This is a genomic window from Spirillospora sp. CA-142024 (assembly GCF_050942325.1).
In the GTDB taxonomy this organism is placed as follows: domain Bacteria; phylum Actinomycetota; class Actinomycetes; order Streptosporangiales; family Streptosporangiaceae; genus Spirillospora.
In genome coordinates this window covers 1502370-1518620 of record NZ_CP192077.1, presented here as the reverse complement: position 1 = coordinate 1518620, position 16251 = coordinate 1502370, and the positions used below count along the sequence as shown (strand labels likewise).

At 72.6% G+C, this 16251-nt stretch carries 13 protein-coding genes; 11 read left to right on the top strand and 2 right to left on the bottom strand.

The window, feature by feature from the left end; all coding sequences use genetic code 11:
* Positions 1-46: 46 nt before the first annotated feature.
* A complete protein-coding gene (locus ACQPZP_RS07495; RefSeq protein ID WP_433476902.1) occupies positions 47-2491 on the bottom strand; it encodes a SpoIIE family protein phosphatase in 2445 nt (814 codons plus the stop codon).
* A 201-nt stretch (positions 2492-2692) separates the two neighbouring features.
* On the opposite strand from ACQPZP_RS07495, the gene ACQPZP_RS07490 reads away from it, so the two are divergent.
* From ACQPZP_RS07490 to ACQPZP_RS07460, 7 genes are all read left to right on the top strand, one after another.
* Entirely contained in the window at positions 2693-3415 is a 723-nt protein-coding gene (locus ACQPZP_RS07490; protein ID WP_433476901.1) for a TetR/AcrR family transcriptional regulator, read from the top strand.
* A gap of 397 nt (positions 3416-3812) precedes the next feature.
* Positions 3813-4442 carry a sigma-70 family RNA polymerase sigma factor gene (locus ACQPZP_RS07485; RefSeq protein ID WP_433476900.1) on the top strand — a complete coding sequence of 210 codons (630 nt, stop codon included), beginning with the start codon at positions 3813-3815 and terminating at the stop codon, positions 4440-4442.
* Between the two features lie 129 nt (positions 4443-4571).
* Positions 4572-4946, top strand: a complete 375-nt coding sequence (locus ACQPZP_RS07480) for an SSI family serine proteinase inhibitor (RefSeq protein WP_433476899.1) — start codon at positions 4572-4574, stop codon at positions 4944-4946.
* A gap of 113 nt (positions 4947-5059) precedes the next feature.
* Complete coding sequence (locus tag ACQPZP_RS07475) at positions 5060-5482, top strand: CBS domain-containing protein (protein ID WP_433466888.1); 423 nt, start codon at positions 5060-5062, stop codon at positions 5480-5482.
* A gap of 77 nt (positions 5483-5559) precedes the next feature.
* Positions 5560-6393 (top strand): ANTAR domain-containing protein, encoded by an 834-nt coding sequence (locus ACQPZP_RS07470; protein ID WP_433476898.1) that lies wholly within the window; start codon positions 5560-5562, stop codon positions 6391-6393.
* Positions 6394-6506: 113 nt separating this feature from the next.
* Positions 6507-8483, top strand: a complete 1977-nt coding sequence (locus tag ACQPZP_RS07465; protein WP_433476897.1) for a SpoIIE family protein phosphatase — start codon at positions 6507-6509, stop codon at positions 8481-8483.
* 68 nt (positions 8484-8551) lie between these two features.
* Complete coding sequence (locus ACQPZP_RS07460) at positions 8552-9058, top strand: DUF6328 family protein (RefSeq protein WP_433476896.1); 507 nt, start codon at positions 8552-8554, stop codon at positions 9056-9058.
* Positions 9059-9076: 18 nt separating this feature from the next.
* On the opposite strand, the gene proS is transcribed toward ACQPZP_RS07460, so the two are convergent.
* Entirely contained in the window at positions 9077-10525 is a 1449-nt protein-coding gene (proS, locus tag ACQPZP_RS07455; protein WP_433476895.1) for a proline--tRNA ligase, read from the bottom strand.
* A 58-nt stretch (positions 10526-10583) separates the two neighbouring features.
* On the opposite strand from proS, the gene ACQPZP_RS07450 reads away from it, so the two are divergent.
* The 4 genes from ACQPZP_RS07450 (at position 10584) to ACQPZP_RS07435 (ending at position 16217) form a co-directional block, all read left to right on the top strand.
* Positions 10584-12278 (top strand): proline--tRNA ligase, encoded by a 1695-nt coding sequence (locus ACQPZP_RS07450; protein ID WP_433476894.1) that lies wholly within the window; start codon positions 10584-10586, stop codon positions 12276-12278.
* Between the two features lie 43 nt (positions 12279-12321).
* Positions 12322-13965: an ABC-F family ATP-binding cassette domain-containing protein gene (locus tag ACQPZP_RS07445; RefSeq protein WP_433476893.1), complete on the top strand. Its 1644-nt coding sequence runs from the start codon at positions 12322-12324 to the stop codon at positions 13963-13965.
* 72 nt (positions 13966-14037) lie between these two features.
* Positions 14038-15021 carry an NAD-dependent epimerase/dehydratase family protein gene (locus ACQPZP_RS07440; protein WP_433476892.1) on the top strand — a complete coding sequence of 328 codons (984 nt, stop codon included), beginning with the start codon at positions 14038-14040 and terminating at the stop codon, positions 15019-15021.
* The gene (locus ACQPZP_RS07435) at positions 15018-16217 is read left to right on the top strand and encodes a glycosyltransferase family 4 protein (protein ID WP_433476891.1); all 1200 of its coding nucleotides are present in this window, start codon (positions 15018-15020) and stop codon (positions 16215-16217) included. Before ACQPZP_RS07440 ends, ACQPZP_RS07435 begins: the two co-directional genes overlap by 4 nt.
* Positions 16218-16251 lie beyond the last annotated feature (34 nt).

The following is a 16251-nucleotide window of genomic DNA, read 5'->3' as shown; positions in this document are numbered from 1 at the left end:
GACATTTACCTCTCAGAATCGCGAGGCGGGCCCACGACCACGGTGATCAGCACGGCCGGATGCGCTGCTCGAACCACACGATCTTGCCTTCCTCGGTGCGGTGCGTGCCCCAGCGGGTGGACAGGTGGCTGACGAGCTGGAGCCCGCGGCCGGACTCGTCGGTGGCGTCGGCGTGCCGGAGATGCGGCATGTCGGCGCCGTCGTCGTGCACCTCGCAGAGCAGCGTCCGGCCCTTGATCAGGCGGACGCCGAGGGATCCGGCGCCGTGCACGAGGGCGTTGGTGACGAGCTCGCTGACGAGGAGCTGCGCGGTGTCGGTGAGGGCCCCGAGGCCCCAGCCGGCGAGCCGGGAGGCGACCTGGCCGCGGATCCACGGGACCGAGCCCGGCTCGGGTTCGAGCTCCCAGCTGACGACGTCGTCGGCCGGGATGCCGTCGAAGCCGACCGCGACGATGGCGATGTCGTCGGCGGGCGTGGGCGCCGGGAGCGTGTCGAGCAGGTCGTCGCAGGTGCCGTCGAGGTCGGCGGACGCCCCGGCGAGCCGGTCGCGCAGCTCCTCCAGCCCGGTGTCGATGTCGCGGTCGCGGCGTTCGAGGAGCCCGTCGGTGCACAGCACGAGCTGGGACCCGTCCTCGACCTTGACCTCCATCGTCTCGAACGGTTCTCCGCCGACCCCGACGGGCACGCCGGACGGGACGGGCAGGACGCGGCTCTCACCGTCCGCCGAGACCAGCACGGGCGGGACGTGCCCGGCGTTGGCGAGCGTGCACAGCCGCTCGACCGGGTCGTACACCGCGAACAGGCAGGTGGCGAGGTAGTCCTCGCCGAGCCGGCGGGCGAGCCCGTCGAGCTGGCGCAGCAGCCGGGCGGGCCGCATGTCCTCGGCGGCGAGGGTGCGGACGGCGGTGCGCAGCTGCCCCATGATCGCGGCTGAGGTGAGGCCGTGCCCCATCACGTCGCCGACGACGATGCCGAGCCGGCAGCCGGGCAGCGGGATGGCGTCGAACCAGTCGCCGCCGACCTGGGCGGCCTGCCCGGCGGGCCGGTAGCGGTAGCGGACCCGGGCCCCGGCGACGTCCGGCGGGTCGTCCGGGAGCATGCTGCGCTGCAGCTCCTCGGCGACCTTCACCTCGCGCCGGTACAGCCGCCCGTTGTCGACGCAGAGCGCGGCGCGGCGGGCCAGCTCGTCGACCATGGCGAGGTCGAGCTCGTCGAACCCGGGCCGGTCGGGCTTGCGGAGCAGCTTGAACGTGCCGAGCACCCGGCCCCGCGCGATCAGCGGGACGACCAGCAGCGCGCGGCCGGTGAACAGCGGCCGCAGGTCGCGGTCGCCGAACACGGCGGCGATCCGCGCGGCCCGCTCGGGGTCGACGCACGGGATGTGGACGGGCCGCCCCGTCCGCATCGCCTGGACGAACGGCGTGCCGGACGGCAGGAACAGCGCCTCGCCTTCGGGGACGGCCTCCTCCCAGCGTCCGGGCTCGTCGTTGTGGGCGACGGCGACGCGGCGCATCGGCGTGGTCTCGTCGACCTCGTCGGCGGGCGGCGCCGAGTCGGCGACGACGCGTTCGAGCAGCTCGACGGCGGCGAAGTCGGCGAGCCGCGGCACGACCACCTCGGCGAGCGTCCGCGCTGCGTGCAGGTGGTCCAGCGAGCTGCCGATCTGCTCGCCGGCCGCGCCGAGGTAGGCGAGCGGCTCCAGCGAGCGCGACACGTCCCGGCGGGTGGGCGGCGGCCGGTCCGCGGTCCCGGACGTCCCCGGCCCCCTCCTCGGCTGCGCGCCGCCGCCGGCGCGGGGCGCGGCGCCTCCCCGGGGTGTGAGACCCGCGTGCGGGGCGGACGGCGTGTGCGGGACGAGGGGCAGCCGGATGGTCAGCCCGAGCGAGACCGCCGGGCAGCCGAAGCCGAGCACCTGCGAGGTGATCTTCTCGGACGCGGCCCGGTCCAGTGCGGTCAGCAGCTCGGCGAGGCGGCCGGCGAACGGGCCCGCGCACCGGTCGGGCTCGTCCCCGGACGGCGCCGCGAGGGTCGGCTCGACCCGCAGCAGCCGGGCGGCGGCCGGGCGGCGGGCGGCGCCGTCGGACGGCCCGGCCGAGTCGGGCGGGGCGAGCAGGAGGTCGCCGATGGTGATGCCGATCCCGTCGCGGCGGAGCCGGCGCAGGTCGGCGGCCAGCGCCAGGACCCGGACGCCGTGGTCGCCCGGGTCCCCGTCGATCGGGTAGACCCACCAGCCGACCTCGGCCGGTTCGCCGTCGTCGACGCGCCGTAGGGTGCAGGTCCCGCACCAGACGTGCCCGAAGACCTCCGGCTCGAAGGCGCCGCGATGCTCCCTCGGAAGCCCGAGCAGGGCGGCGGGCGGGCGCCCCACCGCCTGCGGCCGGGCGGCGCCGAACAGGTCGGCGGCGGTGTCGTCCCAGTGGCTGATGCGCCCACGCCCGTCCAGCGTGATGGCGGTCATCCTCGCCACTCCCAGCAGGTCCGCGATCACCATGCGGTCCCCCTCACCCGAGCGGAAACGACGCTCGAAGCTTCCCGGCAACGCGCGGTGAAGGGGAAGTTACCTGCTGTGAGACAAGATCGCCGGAAGTCCGCGAAAATGGACCGGGTGAGCGCTCACTCATTGCTCCTGGGCGTGCTAACGTCCACGGTGGAAGGTGAGGTGACACGGGGTTTGGCAGCACGGGCGGAACCGATGCGGGAGCGGATCCTGGCCGCGGCGGTCACGGTGATCCAGGCACGCGGGATCGTCGCCGCGACGACCAAGGAGATCGCGCGCACCGCGGGCGTCTCCGAGGGCAGCCTCTACAACCACTTCGCCAACAAGACCGCGTTGTTCGCGGCGGCCCTGGCCGAGGTGACCGGGACGGCGCGCACCGCGATGATGACCCTCCTCGGGTCCGCCGGGCAGAACACGGTGGAGGAGAACCTCATCCGCCTTGCCGCGCAGATGGTCGCCTTCTACGGCGAACTGCTGCCGATGACCGGCCCCGTCCTGGCCGACCCGGAACTGATCGCATGGCTGAGGGACAACGGCCCGGTGAAGGCACAGGACGAGGCCGCCGCCAAGGCACGCGCGCGGAACGGCGGTGGCCACAGAGCCGGGCCGCTGCCCCCTGGGGCGCCGGGCGGTCCCCCGGCGGGGCCGCCCGGCGGCCCCATGGCAGGTCCGGTGATGGGCCACTCCGCCCTGATCGGCTATCTGGAGGCCGAGCAGAAGGCCGGACGGCTCGCGGACGGCGCGCCGCTCCCCTTCATCGCGGCGGCCCTGCTCGGGGGGTGTCAGCAGCACGCGTTCCTGACCCGGCTCGCCGGCCCGGAGACGGTGGCGGCGGGCGCCGGGCTGCCCGCCGCGCCGGAGGAGTTCGCGGCACGGCTCGTCCCGGCCGTCCTGGCGGGTCATCTCGCCACCCCGTGACCGAACGCGGAACGCCCCCGGAATCCGCGCCTTATACCTTCTGATCAGTACCGGTTCGTCCGTCTCGCCACCCGGTGTGATGGACGACACGAAAACTCATGGCAACCTTTTGGCCCGTTCCAGGCGTCTTACATACCAGGAAGACCCACCGGCGGGTGGGAGGCGCCAGATCGGGCACAGCCCGCGACGTCCCGAAGATGCGGGGTCGCTCTGGCAATAGCCGAAGCGCGCAGCACCCTCGGCCGACCCTCCATGCGAGGCCGAGGCTCTACCGAACCCGCCGGGAACGGTGGCACGTACCAGTTGACGGGGGGCGGTTTTCCGCCCGGTCCGCGCGTGCCCCCGAACACGCGCCATGCAACCGGCCTCTCACGAGGCATTACCACGGGGAGCGACGATGACCGCTGTCACCACACCTGTCCGCCGCAACACCAAGGTCGACAACGGCCGCGACGCCAAGGGCACCGCGACGATCGAGAACACGCGGCGCTACGAGCGCGACGTCCTGCCGCTCGCCGACCCGCTGTACGCCAGCGCCGTCCGCATGACCCGCAACACCGCCGACGCCGAGGACCTCGTCCAGGAGACCCTGGCCAAGGCCTACGTGAACTTCCACCAGTTCCAGGAAGGCACGAACCTCAAGGCGTGGCTGCACCGCATCCTCACCAACAACTTCATCAACACCTACCGCAAGAAGCAGCGCGAGCCCCAGCGCGCCGGCTCCGAGGAGCTGGAGGAGTGGCAGATCGCGCAGGGCGAGTCGCTCACGTCCGGTTTCCGGTCCGCCGAGTCCGAGGCCCTGGACCGCATCCCCGACTCCCAGGTCGTCGACGCCCTTCGCGCCCTCCCCAAGGACTTCCGCGACGCCGTCTACCTCGCGGACGTCGAGGGCTACGCCTACAAGGAGATCGCGGAGATGATGGGCACCCCCATCGGAACCGTCATGTCCCGCCTGCACCGCGGCCGCAAGCAGCTCCGCGAGTCCCTCAGCACCCACAACCGCGCCGCGCACACTCTGGCCGCCTGAACGTTCTGAGAACCGCAGCAAGCACGTGATCCCGCAGCTGCCCCGTGGCTGCGGGATCGTTCGATTTCGCGCACGTTCTGTCATCGCATCGATACAATAAGCGACAACCCCTCATTGTCGGGAGTGTCGATGCCGAATCTTGCGACCGGTGTGATCGTGGGTGCGTTGGTTGCTCTCGTGGCGGCCACGCCTTCCGATTCGGGGACGTCCTTGCGGCTCTCGGTCACGCATCCCGGCGAGAACACGTCCGGGACCAGGGCGGTCACGTTGCGTTGCGATCCGCCCGGCGGCGAGCACCCCGAGCCGGCGCGGGCGTGCCTGGAGCTGAGCGGGTCGGGCGGGAGGTTCGCGCACGCGCCGGACGGCCGGATGTGCACGGACGTCTACGCTCCCGTCGTCGCCCGCGCGGAGGGACGGTGGCGTGGAAGACCCGCCCGCTTCCGGGCCGAGTACGGCAACGACTGCGTCATGCGGTCACGGACCGGAACCGTCTTCGCGTTCTGAGCCGTGCGGCCCGGCGACCGATCGGGAAACCGTCCGAATAGGCGCGCCGACCGTGGGTAGGGCGCGCACACAGGCCACGCGAGCCGCCGGCGAGTCGGGAGGATGTGCGCGCGATGCCACCCAGGGTCAGCGACGTGATGACGGCGGCACCCCTCTCCCTGCCGCTGGACGCGACGCTGTACGAGGCCGCCCGCGTCATGCGGGACGAAGGAATCGGCGATGTGCTGGTCACGTACGCCGGACAGCTCTGCGGGCTGGTCACCGACCGGGACATCGTGGTGCGCGCGGTGGCGGAGAGCCGCGACACCGCGCTGACGCACCTCGGTGACGTGTGCACGGCCGAGCTGACCACCGTCCGCCCCGAGGACGACACCGACACCGCGGCGCGACTCATGTGCGAACAGGCCGTCCGGCGGCTGCCGGTCGTGGACGCCGACCACCGCCCCGTCGGCATCGTGTCCATCGGCGACCTGTCGGTGGCGAACGGGGAGGTCGGCCCCCTCCCCGAGATCAGCAAGGCCCCGCCCAACAATTAGGACCCCCCATGAAGCATCAGGTCCGTGTGCCGGGACAGGCATCGCCGCAGTCCACAGGCCAGGATAATCTCGGAGGGGTGACGCCCACCGAAACGGTCCTGACGGACCAGCTCGCCCTGGAGATCGCCCGGCTGGGCGTGGTCGGGGAGTCCTCGGACGTGGGCACCCTGCACCGGGTGACCGAGCTCGCCGCGCGTGCCGTGGCCGGCTGCGCGGGCGCGGCGAGCGTGCGCTGGGCGCTTCCCGAGGCGGCCGGGAGCGATCCGGGTCCGGGGTTCGGCCTGCCGCCGGACACGGTGACCGACGTCCCGCACATCCCCGCGCCGGGTTCCGGGCCGGAGGCCGCTCCGGCGCCGGGCAAGCCCCGTCCGGAGCCGCTGGCCGCCGCGGCCAGCCATCCCGACCTCGCCGAGGTCACCGACCGGCAGCTGTCCCGCGGGCACGGGCCGATCTTCGACGTGGTCCGGGACCGGCGGGCGCTGACCTCCGACGACATCCTCGCCGAGACCCGCTGGCCCGAGGCGATGTCGGACATGCTCCGCCGCGGGGTGCGATGCTTCACCACGACCCCGCACGTGAATCCGCCCGTCCTCGTCACGCTCACGTTGTACGGGGTGACCCCGAAGTCGCTCGGGCACGGCCGGCACGCGCTCGCGTCCCTGCTGGTCGCGCAGGGCACCGCCGCGGTCTCCAACACCCGGCAGTACGACGACGTGCACCGCACCGCCGTCCAGCTGCAGGCCGCGGTCGAGGCGCGCGCCGTCGTCGATCAGGCCAAGGGCATTCTGATGCACGCGCTCGGCTGCGACGCCGACGAGGCGTTCGCCGAGATGCGCCGAATCTCGCAGACGCGTCACGTGAAGCTGACCGCGCTCGCCCAGCGTATCGTCGGTCAGCAGGGGCTGCCCTAGTGGTGGGCGAGGCGCATAGGCTGCCAATGGCGGCCCCGTAGATCGTGGTCCGGCCCGGTACGGGCGGAAGCCGTCCTGGTTCCACCGTGTGACGCGGACGAGAGGGAGACCAGATGCACGATCAGCCTGACCAGCTCGAACCCGAGTCCCTGCTGCGGGAGATCTCGGATCTCGAAGGACGCATCGGCGAGCTGCGCCAGGCCGCCGGCGTGCCCGAACCCGACCTGCGCGCCACGCTGGACGCGGCCCTGGTCGAGCTCGAGCTGGCGCTGACCGTGCTGCGGACGATGGGCGGCGAGCACACCGGCGAACCGGGCGGGTCGGCCGCCGCCGAGAGCGAGCGGCGGGTGCTGCGGACCGTCTTCCAGGACGCCCCCGTGCCGCTCTTCCTGCTGGACCGGACGACCAGCGTCCGCCGCGTCAACCGGCAGGCGGCGCAGCTGCTCGGCACGTCGTCCGGATACGTGTCCGGCAAGCAGTTCACGGCGTTCTGCGACATGGCGACCCGGGCCGCGGTGCGGTCGCAGCTGGCGGCGGTGGTCCGGACCGGGCAGCGCCGCCGCGTCAACGTCCGCTTTCTCGGCCGGGACCACCCGATCGACGCCGTGGTGACGCTGGCCCGGGTGTGGATCCGCGGCGAACCCGACCCGATGGTCGTGGTGGCCGCGGGTCCGACGACCACCCCGGCCGACGACCCGGCGGCCAGGTCCAAGGGCGCGGGGGCCACCCGGGTGCGGACCGCGGAGGGCGGCGGGCCGGGCGACGACGAGGCCGTGGCGACGATCGTCCACCGGATGGACGTCCTCGCCACCGCGAGCGAACTGCTGCTGGACGAGCCGGTCTTCAACGAGACCGTCGCCGTCCGGCGGTGCGCCCGGCTGCTGGCCGCCGAGCTCGCCGACTGGGCGTTCATCGATCTGACGGGTCCGAACGGCGGCCCGGGCGCGCCCCCGCAGGGCGGCATCCACGCGGCGGGCACCGCGCCGGACCTGCGCCGCCAGGTCGTGATGGGCCCGGAGGACGAGCGGTCCGTCGAGGCCGCGCGGATGCTGGAGGAGGTCGACCCCGCGGAGGACACCCTCCCCTACAGCGTGTTCGTCACCCGGCAGAGCGCGCTCCGGCCGCACGTGGAGAACCTCGACGTGCTCGGCGTGTGCCCGGACGGGCAGCCCGTGTGCGGCAAGATCGGCGCGACGTCGGTGCTGAGCGTCCCGATCGAGGACGGCGACCGAGCCATCGGCACGATCACGCTGGCGGCGAGCGGCGAGTACGGCCCGTTCGACCTGATGGACCTCGGGGTCGTCCAGCGGCTCGGCCGCTACCTGGCCCTGGTGATCCGGGCGGCCCGGCTGTACCGGCGCCGCGCCGAGGTCGCGGACACGCTGCAGGCCGGGCTGCTGCCGCGCAAGCTCCCGGCCATTCCGGGGGTGAGCGTCGCCGCGCGGTACCTGACGGCCACGCACGGCTCGGACGTGGGCGGCGACTTCTACGACGTGTTCCGCACCGAGAGCGGCTGGGGGCTTGTCCTCGGCGACGTGTGCGGCAAGGGAGAGGACGCGGCGGCCGTGACCGCGACGGCCCGGCACTGCGTCCGGCTCGCGTCCCGGTGGAAGGCCCGTCCGGGGGACGTCCTCGGCATCGTGAACGAGGCCCTGCTGGACGAGGACCGGTTCGTCACCGCGGTGATGGCGGGCCTGACGCTGGAGACCGAGCGGATCATCGTGTCGCTCGGCACTGCGGGTCACCCGCCGGCGATCGTCGTGCGCGCGAACGGCGTGATCAGGTCGGCGTCCCGCGGCGGCGTCCCGCTCGGCCTGTTCGAGGACTTCGAGGCCGGGCTCGACACGATCGACCTCAGCGTCGGCGACACGCTGATCCTGCATTCGGACGGGGTGCTGGAGGCGTGCGACATGGTGCGGCAGGAGTTCGGCCAGGAGCGCCTGCTGGAGGCGCTCGCCGGGCAGGCCGGCGCCCCGCCGGACAAGATGCTCGCCGCCGTGGAGCGGGCGCTGCTGGAGTTCTGCGACAGCGACCTGCGCGACGACGTGTCGATGCTCGCGCTGCGCGTGGAGCCGCCCACCCTCGGTTAGACGTGCGGAGCCGCCCCGCAAGTGACCTGCCCGGACTGATGGTCGATTTGTCGGGTAAAGGGCCAACCATGACCGTCAATCCCGCGGACAAGCCCCGCAACGAGACCGAGCACGAACGTCTCGACCGGCAGTTGATGGAACTTCTCCAGGGCTTCCGCGTGGCGACGACCGGCGTGCAGGTGCTGTTCGCGTTCCTGCTCACCGTCCCGTTCTCCGCCAATTTCGACGCGAAGGTGGACGGCACCGGCAAGGCGCTGTTCTACGTCGCGCTGTTCGGGGCGGCGCTCGCGTCGATCTGCTTCATCGCCCCGGTGTTCCAGCACCGGATCCTGTTCCAGCTCGACCAGAAGGCGCTGCTGATCCGGCGCGCCAACCGGTTCGGGATCGCCGGCGCCTTCGCGCTCGCGGTCTCGATCACCGCGTCCACGACGCTGATCGTCCACGCGCTGTCCGACGGGGCGGCGGCGGTCGTCACGACGGTCGTGGTCGTCCTGCTGCTGTGCGGCTGGGCGTGGTTCGTCCAGCCGTACCTCACCAGGGTGCACGCGAGCGGCCGGGCGTCGGGGGACATCTGACGCCCGGCCGTCCCGGTCTCAGTACGCCCGGCCGAAGATGACGCGCTTGCCGTACGCGGACGGCCGGCCGCACTTCACGCAGACGCCGGTCTCCTCGGGCGCGTCGGCCGCTATGACGCGGGGGGTCGCGGCGGTCTCGGCCTTGATGTCGTCCTCGCACGCGGTCTCGCCGCAGTGGAACGCCCGCGCCCAGCCGGTCGCGACCTGCGCGGCGAACGCGTCCCAGCCGTCCACCACGGCGGTGTTGTCCTCGCGGAACTTCTCGGCCCTGGCCAGCAGGAACGACTGGAAGTCGGCGAGCATCCCGGGCAGCAGCTCGGGCAGCTTGTCGAGCGGGATCTGCTCCTTGCCCTGCCCCTCCACGGTCGGGAGCCGCCGCGCGACGGTCGCGACGCCGCCCTCGATGTCGCGTTTGCCGAGCTCGACGCGGATCGGGACGCCGCGCATCTCCCACTCGTTGAACTTGAACCCGGGCGACAGCTGCGGCCGGTTGTCGTCGACGTGCACCCGGATGCCCATCGCCTTGATCGCCGCACCGAGCCGGCGGGCCTCGGCGGCGGCCTGCTCGCCCTGCTCCTTGCGCCCGATCGGGACGATCACCACCTGGTAGGGCGCGAGCCGCGGCGGCAGGACGAGCCCCTTGTCGTCCCCGTGCGTCATGATCACGCCGCCGATCATGCGGGTGCTCATGCCCCAGGACGTCGTGTGGGCGTGGGTCAGCTTCCCCGCCTCGTCCTGGTACTGGATCTCGAACGCCTTGGCGAAGTTGGTGCCGAGGTAGTGGGACGTGCCGGCCTGGAGCGCCCGGCCGTCCCGCATCATGCCCTCGATCGTGTACGTGCGGACGGCGCCGGCGAACCGCTCGCCGGGCGTCTTCTCTCCCGCCACCACGGGGATCGCCGCCAGCTCCCGCGCCACGGCCGCGTAGGCGTCCAGCGCCCACATCGTCTCGCGCATCGCGTCGGGCTCGTCGATGTGCGCGGTGTGGCCCTCCTGCCAGAGGAACTCGGTGGTGCGCAGGAACAGCCGGGGCCGCATCTCCCACCGGACGACGTTCGCCCACTGGTTCAGCAGCAGCGGCAGGTCGCGGTGCGAGTCGATCCACTTGGCCATGTACTCGCCGATGACGGTCTCGGACGTCGGCCGCATGACCAGCGGCTCTTCGAGGTCCTTGCCGCCCGCGTGCGTCACGACCGCCAGCTCCGGGGAGAAGCCCTCGACGTGCTCGGCCTCGCGTTTGAGATAGGACTCCGGGATGAGCATCGGGAAGCAGGCGTTGTCGTGCCCCGCGTCCTTGATCCGCCGGTCCAGGTCGGCCTGGAGCAGCTCCCACACCCGGTAACCGTACGGGCGGATGACCATCGTGCCGCGCACCGGTCCGCGGTCGACGAGCTGCGCCTGCACGACCAGCTCGTTGTACCAGGCGGAGAAATCCTCGCTCTGCGGCGTCACACCTTCTCGACTCACGGCACACAAGGGTACTGACCATCGGCGTTGGTCAGGGCACCTTCGCTACCCTCGCGAGATGCGCTGGTCCCAGATGTTCGTGCCCACGCTCCGCGACGACCCCGCCGAGGCGGAGGCGCCGAGCCACCGGCTGCTGCTCCGGGCGGGCTACATCCGGCAGCTCACCGCCGGCCACTACTCGCTGCTGCCGCTGGCCGTCCGCGTCCGGGCGAGGATCATCCAGATCATCCGCGAGGAGATGAACCGGATCGGCGCGCAGGAGATGCTGCTGCCGGCGCTGCACCCGGCCGAGCCGTGGCAGCGGTCCGGCCGCTGGGAGCTGATGGGCCAGGAGATGTTCCGGCTCCGCGACCGGCGCGGCACCGACCACGCCCTCGGCATGACGCACGAGGAGATCTTCGCGACCGTCGCCCGGGAGCTCAACTCCTACCGGCAGCTCCCGCAGCAGTGGTACCAGTTCCAGACGAAGTTCCGGGACGAGCCGCGCCCCAAGGGCGGCCTCATGCGGACCCGCGAGTTCACGATGAAGGACGCCTACAGTTTCGACGTCGACCGTCCCGGCCTGGACGCCTCGTTCGACGCCTACCACGGCGCCTACACGCGGATCTTCGAGCGGCTGGACATCCCGGCGCTGCCGTGCGAGGCGTCCAGCGGCACGATGGGCGGCTCCGGCTCGACCGAGTTCATGTGCCCTTCCGACATCGGTGAGGATCTCGTCGTCCACTCCCCGGCGTGCGGTTACGCGGCGAACATCGAGCGGGCGACGTCGGCGCTGCCGCCCGCGTCGGACGGCCCCGGCCCGGACGCTCCCGAACGCTTCGACACGCCCGGCGTCCGCACCATCGAAGACCTGCTGGCGTACGACGCGCCGGGCGACCGCCAGATCAAGACGCTCGTCTACGTCCTGGACGGGACGCTCACCCTCGTCCTGCTGCGCGGCGACCACCCGCTCAACGAGCAGAAGCTCGTGGACGCGACCGGCGCCGCCCGGATCCGCGCCGCCGATCCCGCCGAGATCCAGGACGCCCTCGGCGCGCTGCCCGGCAGCCTCGGCGCGGTCGGCGTGGCCCTCCCCGTGATCGCGGACGAGGCGCTGCGGGGCCGCCGCGACATGTTCACCGGCGCCAACACCGACGACGTCCACCTCCGCGGCGTCGACGTCGGCCGCGACATCGACGTCGGCACGTGGGCGGACCTGCGCGAGGTCTCGAAAGGTGAGCCTTGCGTCCGCTGCGGGGAGCCTTTGCGGATCCAGCGCGCGATCGAGATCGGGCACATCTTCAAGCTCGGCGACCGCTACGCCCGCGCCCTCGGCGTCGAGGTGCTCGACCCGGACGGCCGCCGCGTCCCGGTGATCATGGGCAGCTACGGGATCGGCGTGGAGCGCGCGATGGCCGCGATCGTCGAGACCCACAACGACGAGCGCGGCGTCGTCTGGCCGGTGGCGGTGGCCCCGTTCCAGGTCGTCGTCGTGATCGCCCAGTCCGACGACGCCGAGGTGGCCAAGGCCGCCGAGGACGTCTACGCCGGGCTGGCCGGCGCCGGCGTCGAGGTGGTGATCGACGACCGTCCCGAGCGCGCGGGCGTGAAGTTCCGCGACGCCGAGCTGACGGGCATCCCGTTCCGGGTGACCGTGGGCCGCCGGGGTCTGGCCGAGGGCGTGGCCGAGGTGACCGCGCGCGCCACCGGCGACACGTCCAAGATCGCCCTGGGCTCCGTCGTCGACCACGTCCGGACGCTTCTGGACGCGTAATTCGTTTGACGCTCTCCGTGCGCCTTCCCGAGACTCGGACACCATGGGACACGTCGAGGTCGGGCACATCGGCCATGTGCTGCCGGACGGCCGGGTACTGCTGGACGACGCCTCGTTCCGGGTCGGCGACGGCGTCACGGCCGCCCTGGTCGGCCCGAACGGCGCGGGCAAGACGACGCTCCTCAGGCTGATCGCCGGGGACCTGGCGCCCCAGTCCGGAACCGTCGCGCACAGCGGCGGCATCGGCGTGATGCGCCAGTTCATCGGCAGCATGCGGGACGGGTCGTCCGTCCACGACCTGCTGCTGTCGCTGGCCCCGCCCCGGGTACGGGAGGCGGCCGAGGCCGTGGAGGCGGCCGAGCTGGCGATGATGGAGCGCGACGACGAACCCACCCAGCTCCGCTACGCCACGGCCCTCGCGGGCTGGGGCGACGCGGGCGGCTACGAGATCGAGGTGCTGTGGGACGCGTGCTGCGTCGCGGCCCTCGGCGTCCCGTACGACTCGTGCCGCTGGCGAGAGGTCCGCACGCTTTCGGGCGGCGAGCAGAAACGCCTCGCGCTCGAAGCCCTGCTCCGCGGCCCCGACGAGGTCCTCCTGCTGGACGAGCCCGACAACTATCTGGACGTCCCGGGAAAACGATGGCTTGAGGAAAGGCTGCGGGAGACCTCCAAGACGGTCCTCCTGGTGTCCCACGATCGTGAGCTCCTCGACCGCTCCGCCGACCGGATCGTCACCGTCGAGGCGGCCCGTGTCTGGATCCACGGCGGACGTTTCTCGACCTACGCCGCCGCCCGCCGCGACCGCAACGAACGCCTGGAAGAGCTGCGCCGGCGCTGGGACGAGGAGCACGCGAAGCTCAAGGAACTCGTCAACACGCTCAGGACCAAGGCCACGGTCAACGACGGTTTCGCGTCCCGCTACCGCGCCGCGCAGACGCGGCTCCGCAAGTTCGAGGAGGCGGGCCCGCCCGAGGTCCCGCCCCGCGACCAGAGCCTGAAGATGCGGCTCCGCGGCGGCCGCACCGGGAAACGCTCGGTGATCTGCGAGGGGCTCGAACTGACGGGCCTCATGAAGCCCTTCAGCACAGAGGTCTGGTACGGCGAGCGCGTGGCCGTCCTCGGCTCGAACGGCTCGGGCAAATCCCACTTCCTGCGCCTTCTCACCGCGATCGCCGAAGCGCTCCCCCGCGGCGCGACGCCGGTGGAGCCCGTCGCCCACACCGGCGTCGCCCGCCTCGGCGCCCGCGTCGTCCCGGGCCTGTTCGCGCAGACCCACGCCCGCCCCGACCTGGCCGGACGCACCCCGTGCGAGATCGTCATGACCGAGCACGCCCGCCTCCGCAACGACGCGATGAACGCCCTGGCCCGCTACGAGCTGAACGTCTGCGCCGAGCAGCCCTTCGAAACCCTCTCCGGAGGCCAGCAGGCGCGCCTGCAGATCCTCCTCCTGGAGCTGGGCGGCGCCACGCTCCTCCTCCTGGACGAGCCCACCGACAACCTGGACCTGGCCAGCGCCGAAGCCCTCCAGGAGGGCCTGGAATCCTTCGAGGGAACCGTCCTCTCGGTGACGCACGACCGCTGGTTCGCCCGCGCCTTCGACCGCCACCTGATCTTCGGCGCCGACGGCTCCGTCTACGAATCCGCGGAACCCGTCTGGGACGAGGCCCGCGTGGCCCGCCCCCGCTGAGCACCGAGATACAGCCGAGAAGGCGGACCATGGCTCTGTCCCGGCTTGGGCTGCGGCGGATAAAGTGCCCGCGTGCGGGTGGTCGTTACTGGTGCGGCGGGGTTCATCGGAAGTCATGTGGTCGACGCGCTTTCGGGAGCGGGCCATGAGGTGCTCGCCGTGGACGCGCCCGCCCGGTCGCTCGCCCCGGATGTCGCGCGGCGCACGTGGGCGGAGGTCGCGGCGCGGCCGGGGGTCGTCGCCGCGGAGGCCGATCTGGCGGTGGACGAGTTGGACGCCGTCGTCGCGGCGGACGTCGTCGTGCATCTGGCCGGACGTCCCGGCGTACGCGACTCGTGGGGTGCGGGCGAGGCCATCGCGGAGCGGGACAACGTCCGGGCGACCCGGCGGCTGCTCGCGGCCTGCCTGGACCGACCTGCCGGGCAGAGGCCGAAGGTGGTCGTGGCGTCCAGTTCGTCGGTGTACGGGTCGGCGGGGCGGCGGCCGAACCGGGAGGACGATCGGCTGAACCCGGCCAGCCCCTACGCGGCCAGCAAGGTCGAGGTGGAGCGGCTCACCGGCCTGGCCGCGGGCGCCGGCCTGCGGACCGTCCTGCTCCGGTACTTCTCCGTCTACGGGCCCCGGCAGCGGCCCGACATGGCGTTCCACCGGTTCGTGGAGGCCGCGCTGCACGGACGTCCGCTGCCCGTGTTCGGGGACGGGCGCAACTCCCGGAGCTTCACCCACGTCCGGGACGTGGTCGCGGCGACGCTCGCGGCGGCGGCCGAGGACCTGGAGCCCGGCATCGCCGTCAACGTGGGGCACCGCGAACATGTGACGGTGCGTGACGCGATCGCGCTGCTCACGCGGGCCCTGGGCGTCCGAACGGAGATCCGCTGGGAGACACCGGTGGCCGGGGATGCCACACGGACCTGGGCCGACACGACCCGCGCCGAGGAGCTGCTGGGCTGGACGGCCACGACCGGCCTGGCCGGGGGTCTCGCGGAGCAGATCGCCTGGCAGCGCGGCTCCCGGACCGGAGACCGGGCCATGGCGGAGGGAGCCGGGGTCGGATGACGCACAGGGCGGCGTATGTCGCGTTCGACCGGTTCCCGTCGAGCAAGGGCTCGGCGGTGCACATCGCGCAGATGGCCGACGAGCTGTTCACGCACCACGGCGGCGGGCTGCTCGCCACGATCGGCGGCGGCGACCTGCCTCGCTACCAGCGGGAGGGGTCGCGGGAGATCGCCCGGTTCGACGAGCAGATCCCGAACCTGATCGACCGGGCCGAGGCGTTCTCCGGCTGGGTGGCCGCGCACCTCGAACCGCACTGGGAGAGCCTTGAGGTCTGCCACGTCCGGGACCCGTGGAGCGCGCTGCCTGCCGTAGCGGACGGGCGCCGCCACAGGGTGGTGTACGAGGTCAACGGGCTGCCGTCCATCGAGATGAGCCACACATGGCCGTGGGCGGCGCCGAAGACGCTCGGCAAGATCCGTGAGCTGGAGCGGCACTGCCTGGAGCGCAGCGACGCCGTCGTGGTGCCGTCGCAGGTGATCGGCAGGGCCGTCCGGGATCGGGGCGTCCCTCAGGGCAAGATCCATCTCGTGCCCAACGGGGCCGACATCTCTGACACTCCGGAACGGCCCACCGACGCGCCAGCCCGTTACGTCGTCTATGTCGGCGCGTTGCAGCCGTGGCAGGGCCTGGACGTACTGATGCGCGCGTTCGCGCGGCTCGCCGACCTGGCGGATCTGCGGCTGGTGATCTGCGCGTCCGTGCCGGAGCGACGGGCCAAGCCGGTGCGGCGGCTGGCCGAGCGGCTCGGGGTCGCCGAGCGGATCGACTGGAGGTTCACGCTGCCGCACCACGAGGTGGCCGCGTGGCTGGCGCACGCCGAGGTGTCGCTGGCGCCGCTGACCGGATGCACCCGCAACCTCGACCAGGGCTGCGCGCCGCTGAAGGTGATCGAGTCCATGGCGGCGGGCGTGCCGGTCGTCGCCTCGGACCTGCCGGCGGTCCGCGAACTGATGGCGGACGGGGAGCACGGGCGGCTCGTCCCGGCCGACCGTCCCGCCGAGCTGGCGCGGGCCGTCCGGATCCTGCTGGAGTACCCGGAGGAGGCAGCCGCGATGGGGCGCAGGGGCCGCGAGCACATCGAGGACAGCCTGACCTGGGCGCGGTCGCGCGCCCGGCTGGCCGAGGTCTACCGCTCGATCGCACGGGTCCGGTCGGACTTCCGGGGCACAGACACCGGCCTCAGCCGTGGCATATAAGGCATTTCGTCGAACGCCTGTGCGATAGATAAAA

Excerpts from the sequence above, each read along its gene's own strand:
- ACQPZP_RS07495 (WP_433476902.1), bottom strand. The coding sequence starts at position 2,491 with ATGGTGATCGCGGACCTGCTGGGAGTGGCGAGGATGACCGCCATCACG.
- ACQPZP_RS07490 (WP_433476901.1), top strand. The coding sequence starts at position 2,693 with ATGCGGGAGCGGATCCTGGCCGCGGCGGTCACGGTGATCCAGGCACGC.
- ACQPZP_RS07485 (WP_433476900.1), top strand. The coding sequence starts at position 3,813 with ATGACCGCTGTCACCACACCTGTCCGCCGCAACACCAAGGTCGACAAC.
- ACQPZP_RS07480 (WP_433476899.1), top strand. The coding sequence starts at position 4,572 with ATGCCGAATCTTGCGACCGGTGTGATCGTGGGTGCGTTGGTTGCTCTC.
- ACQPZP_RS07475 (WP_433466888.1), top strand. The coding sequence starts at position 5,060 with ATGCCACCCAGGGTCAGCGACGTGATGACGGCGGCACCCCTCTCCCTG.
- ACQPZP_RS07465 (WP_433476897.1), top strand. The coding sequence starts at position 6,507 with ATGCACGATCAGCCTGACCAGCTCGAACCCGAGTCCCTGCTGCGGGAG.
- ACQPZP_RS07460 (WP_433476896.1), top strand. The coding sequence starts at position 8,552 with ATGACCGTCAATCCCGCGGACAAGCCCCGCAACGAGACCGAGCACGAA.
- ACQPZP_RS07450 (WP_433476894.1), top strand. The coding sequence starts at position 10,584 with ATGCGCTGGTCCCAGATGTTCGTGCCCACGCTCCGCGACGACCCCGCC.
- ACQPZP_RS07445 (WP_433476893.1), top strand. The coding sequence starts at position 12,322 with ATGGGACACGTCGAGGTCGGGCACATCGGCCATGTGCTGCCGGACGGC.
- ACQPZP_RS07435 (WP_433476891.1), top strand. The coding sequence starts at position 15,018 with ATGACGCACAGGGCGGCGTATGTCGCGTTCGACCGGTTCCCGTCGAGC.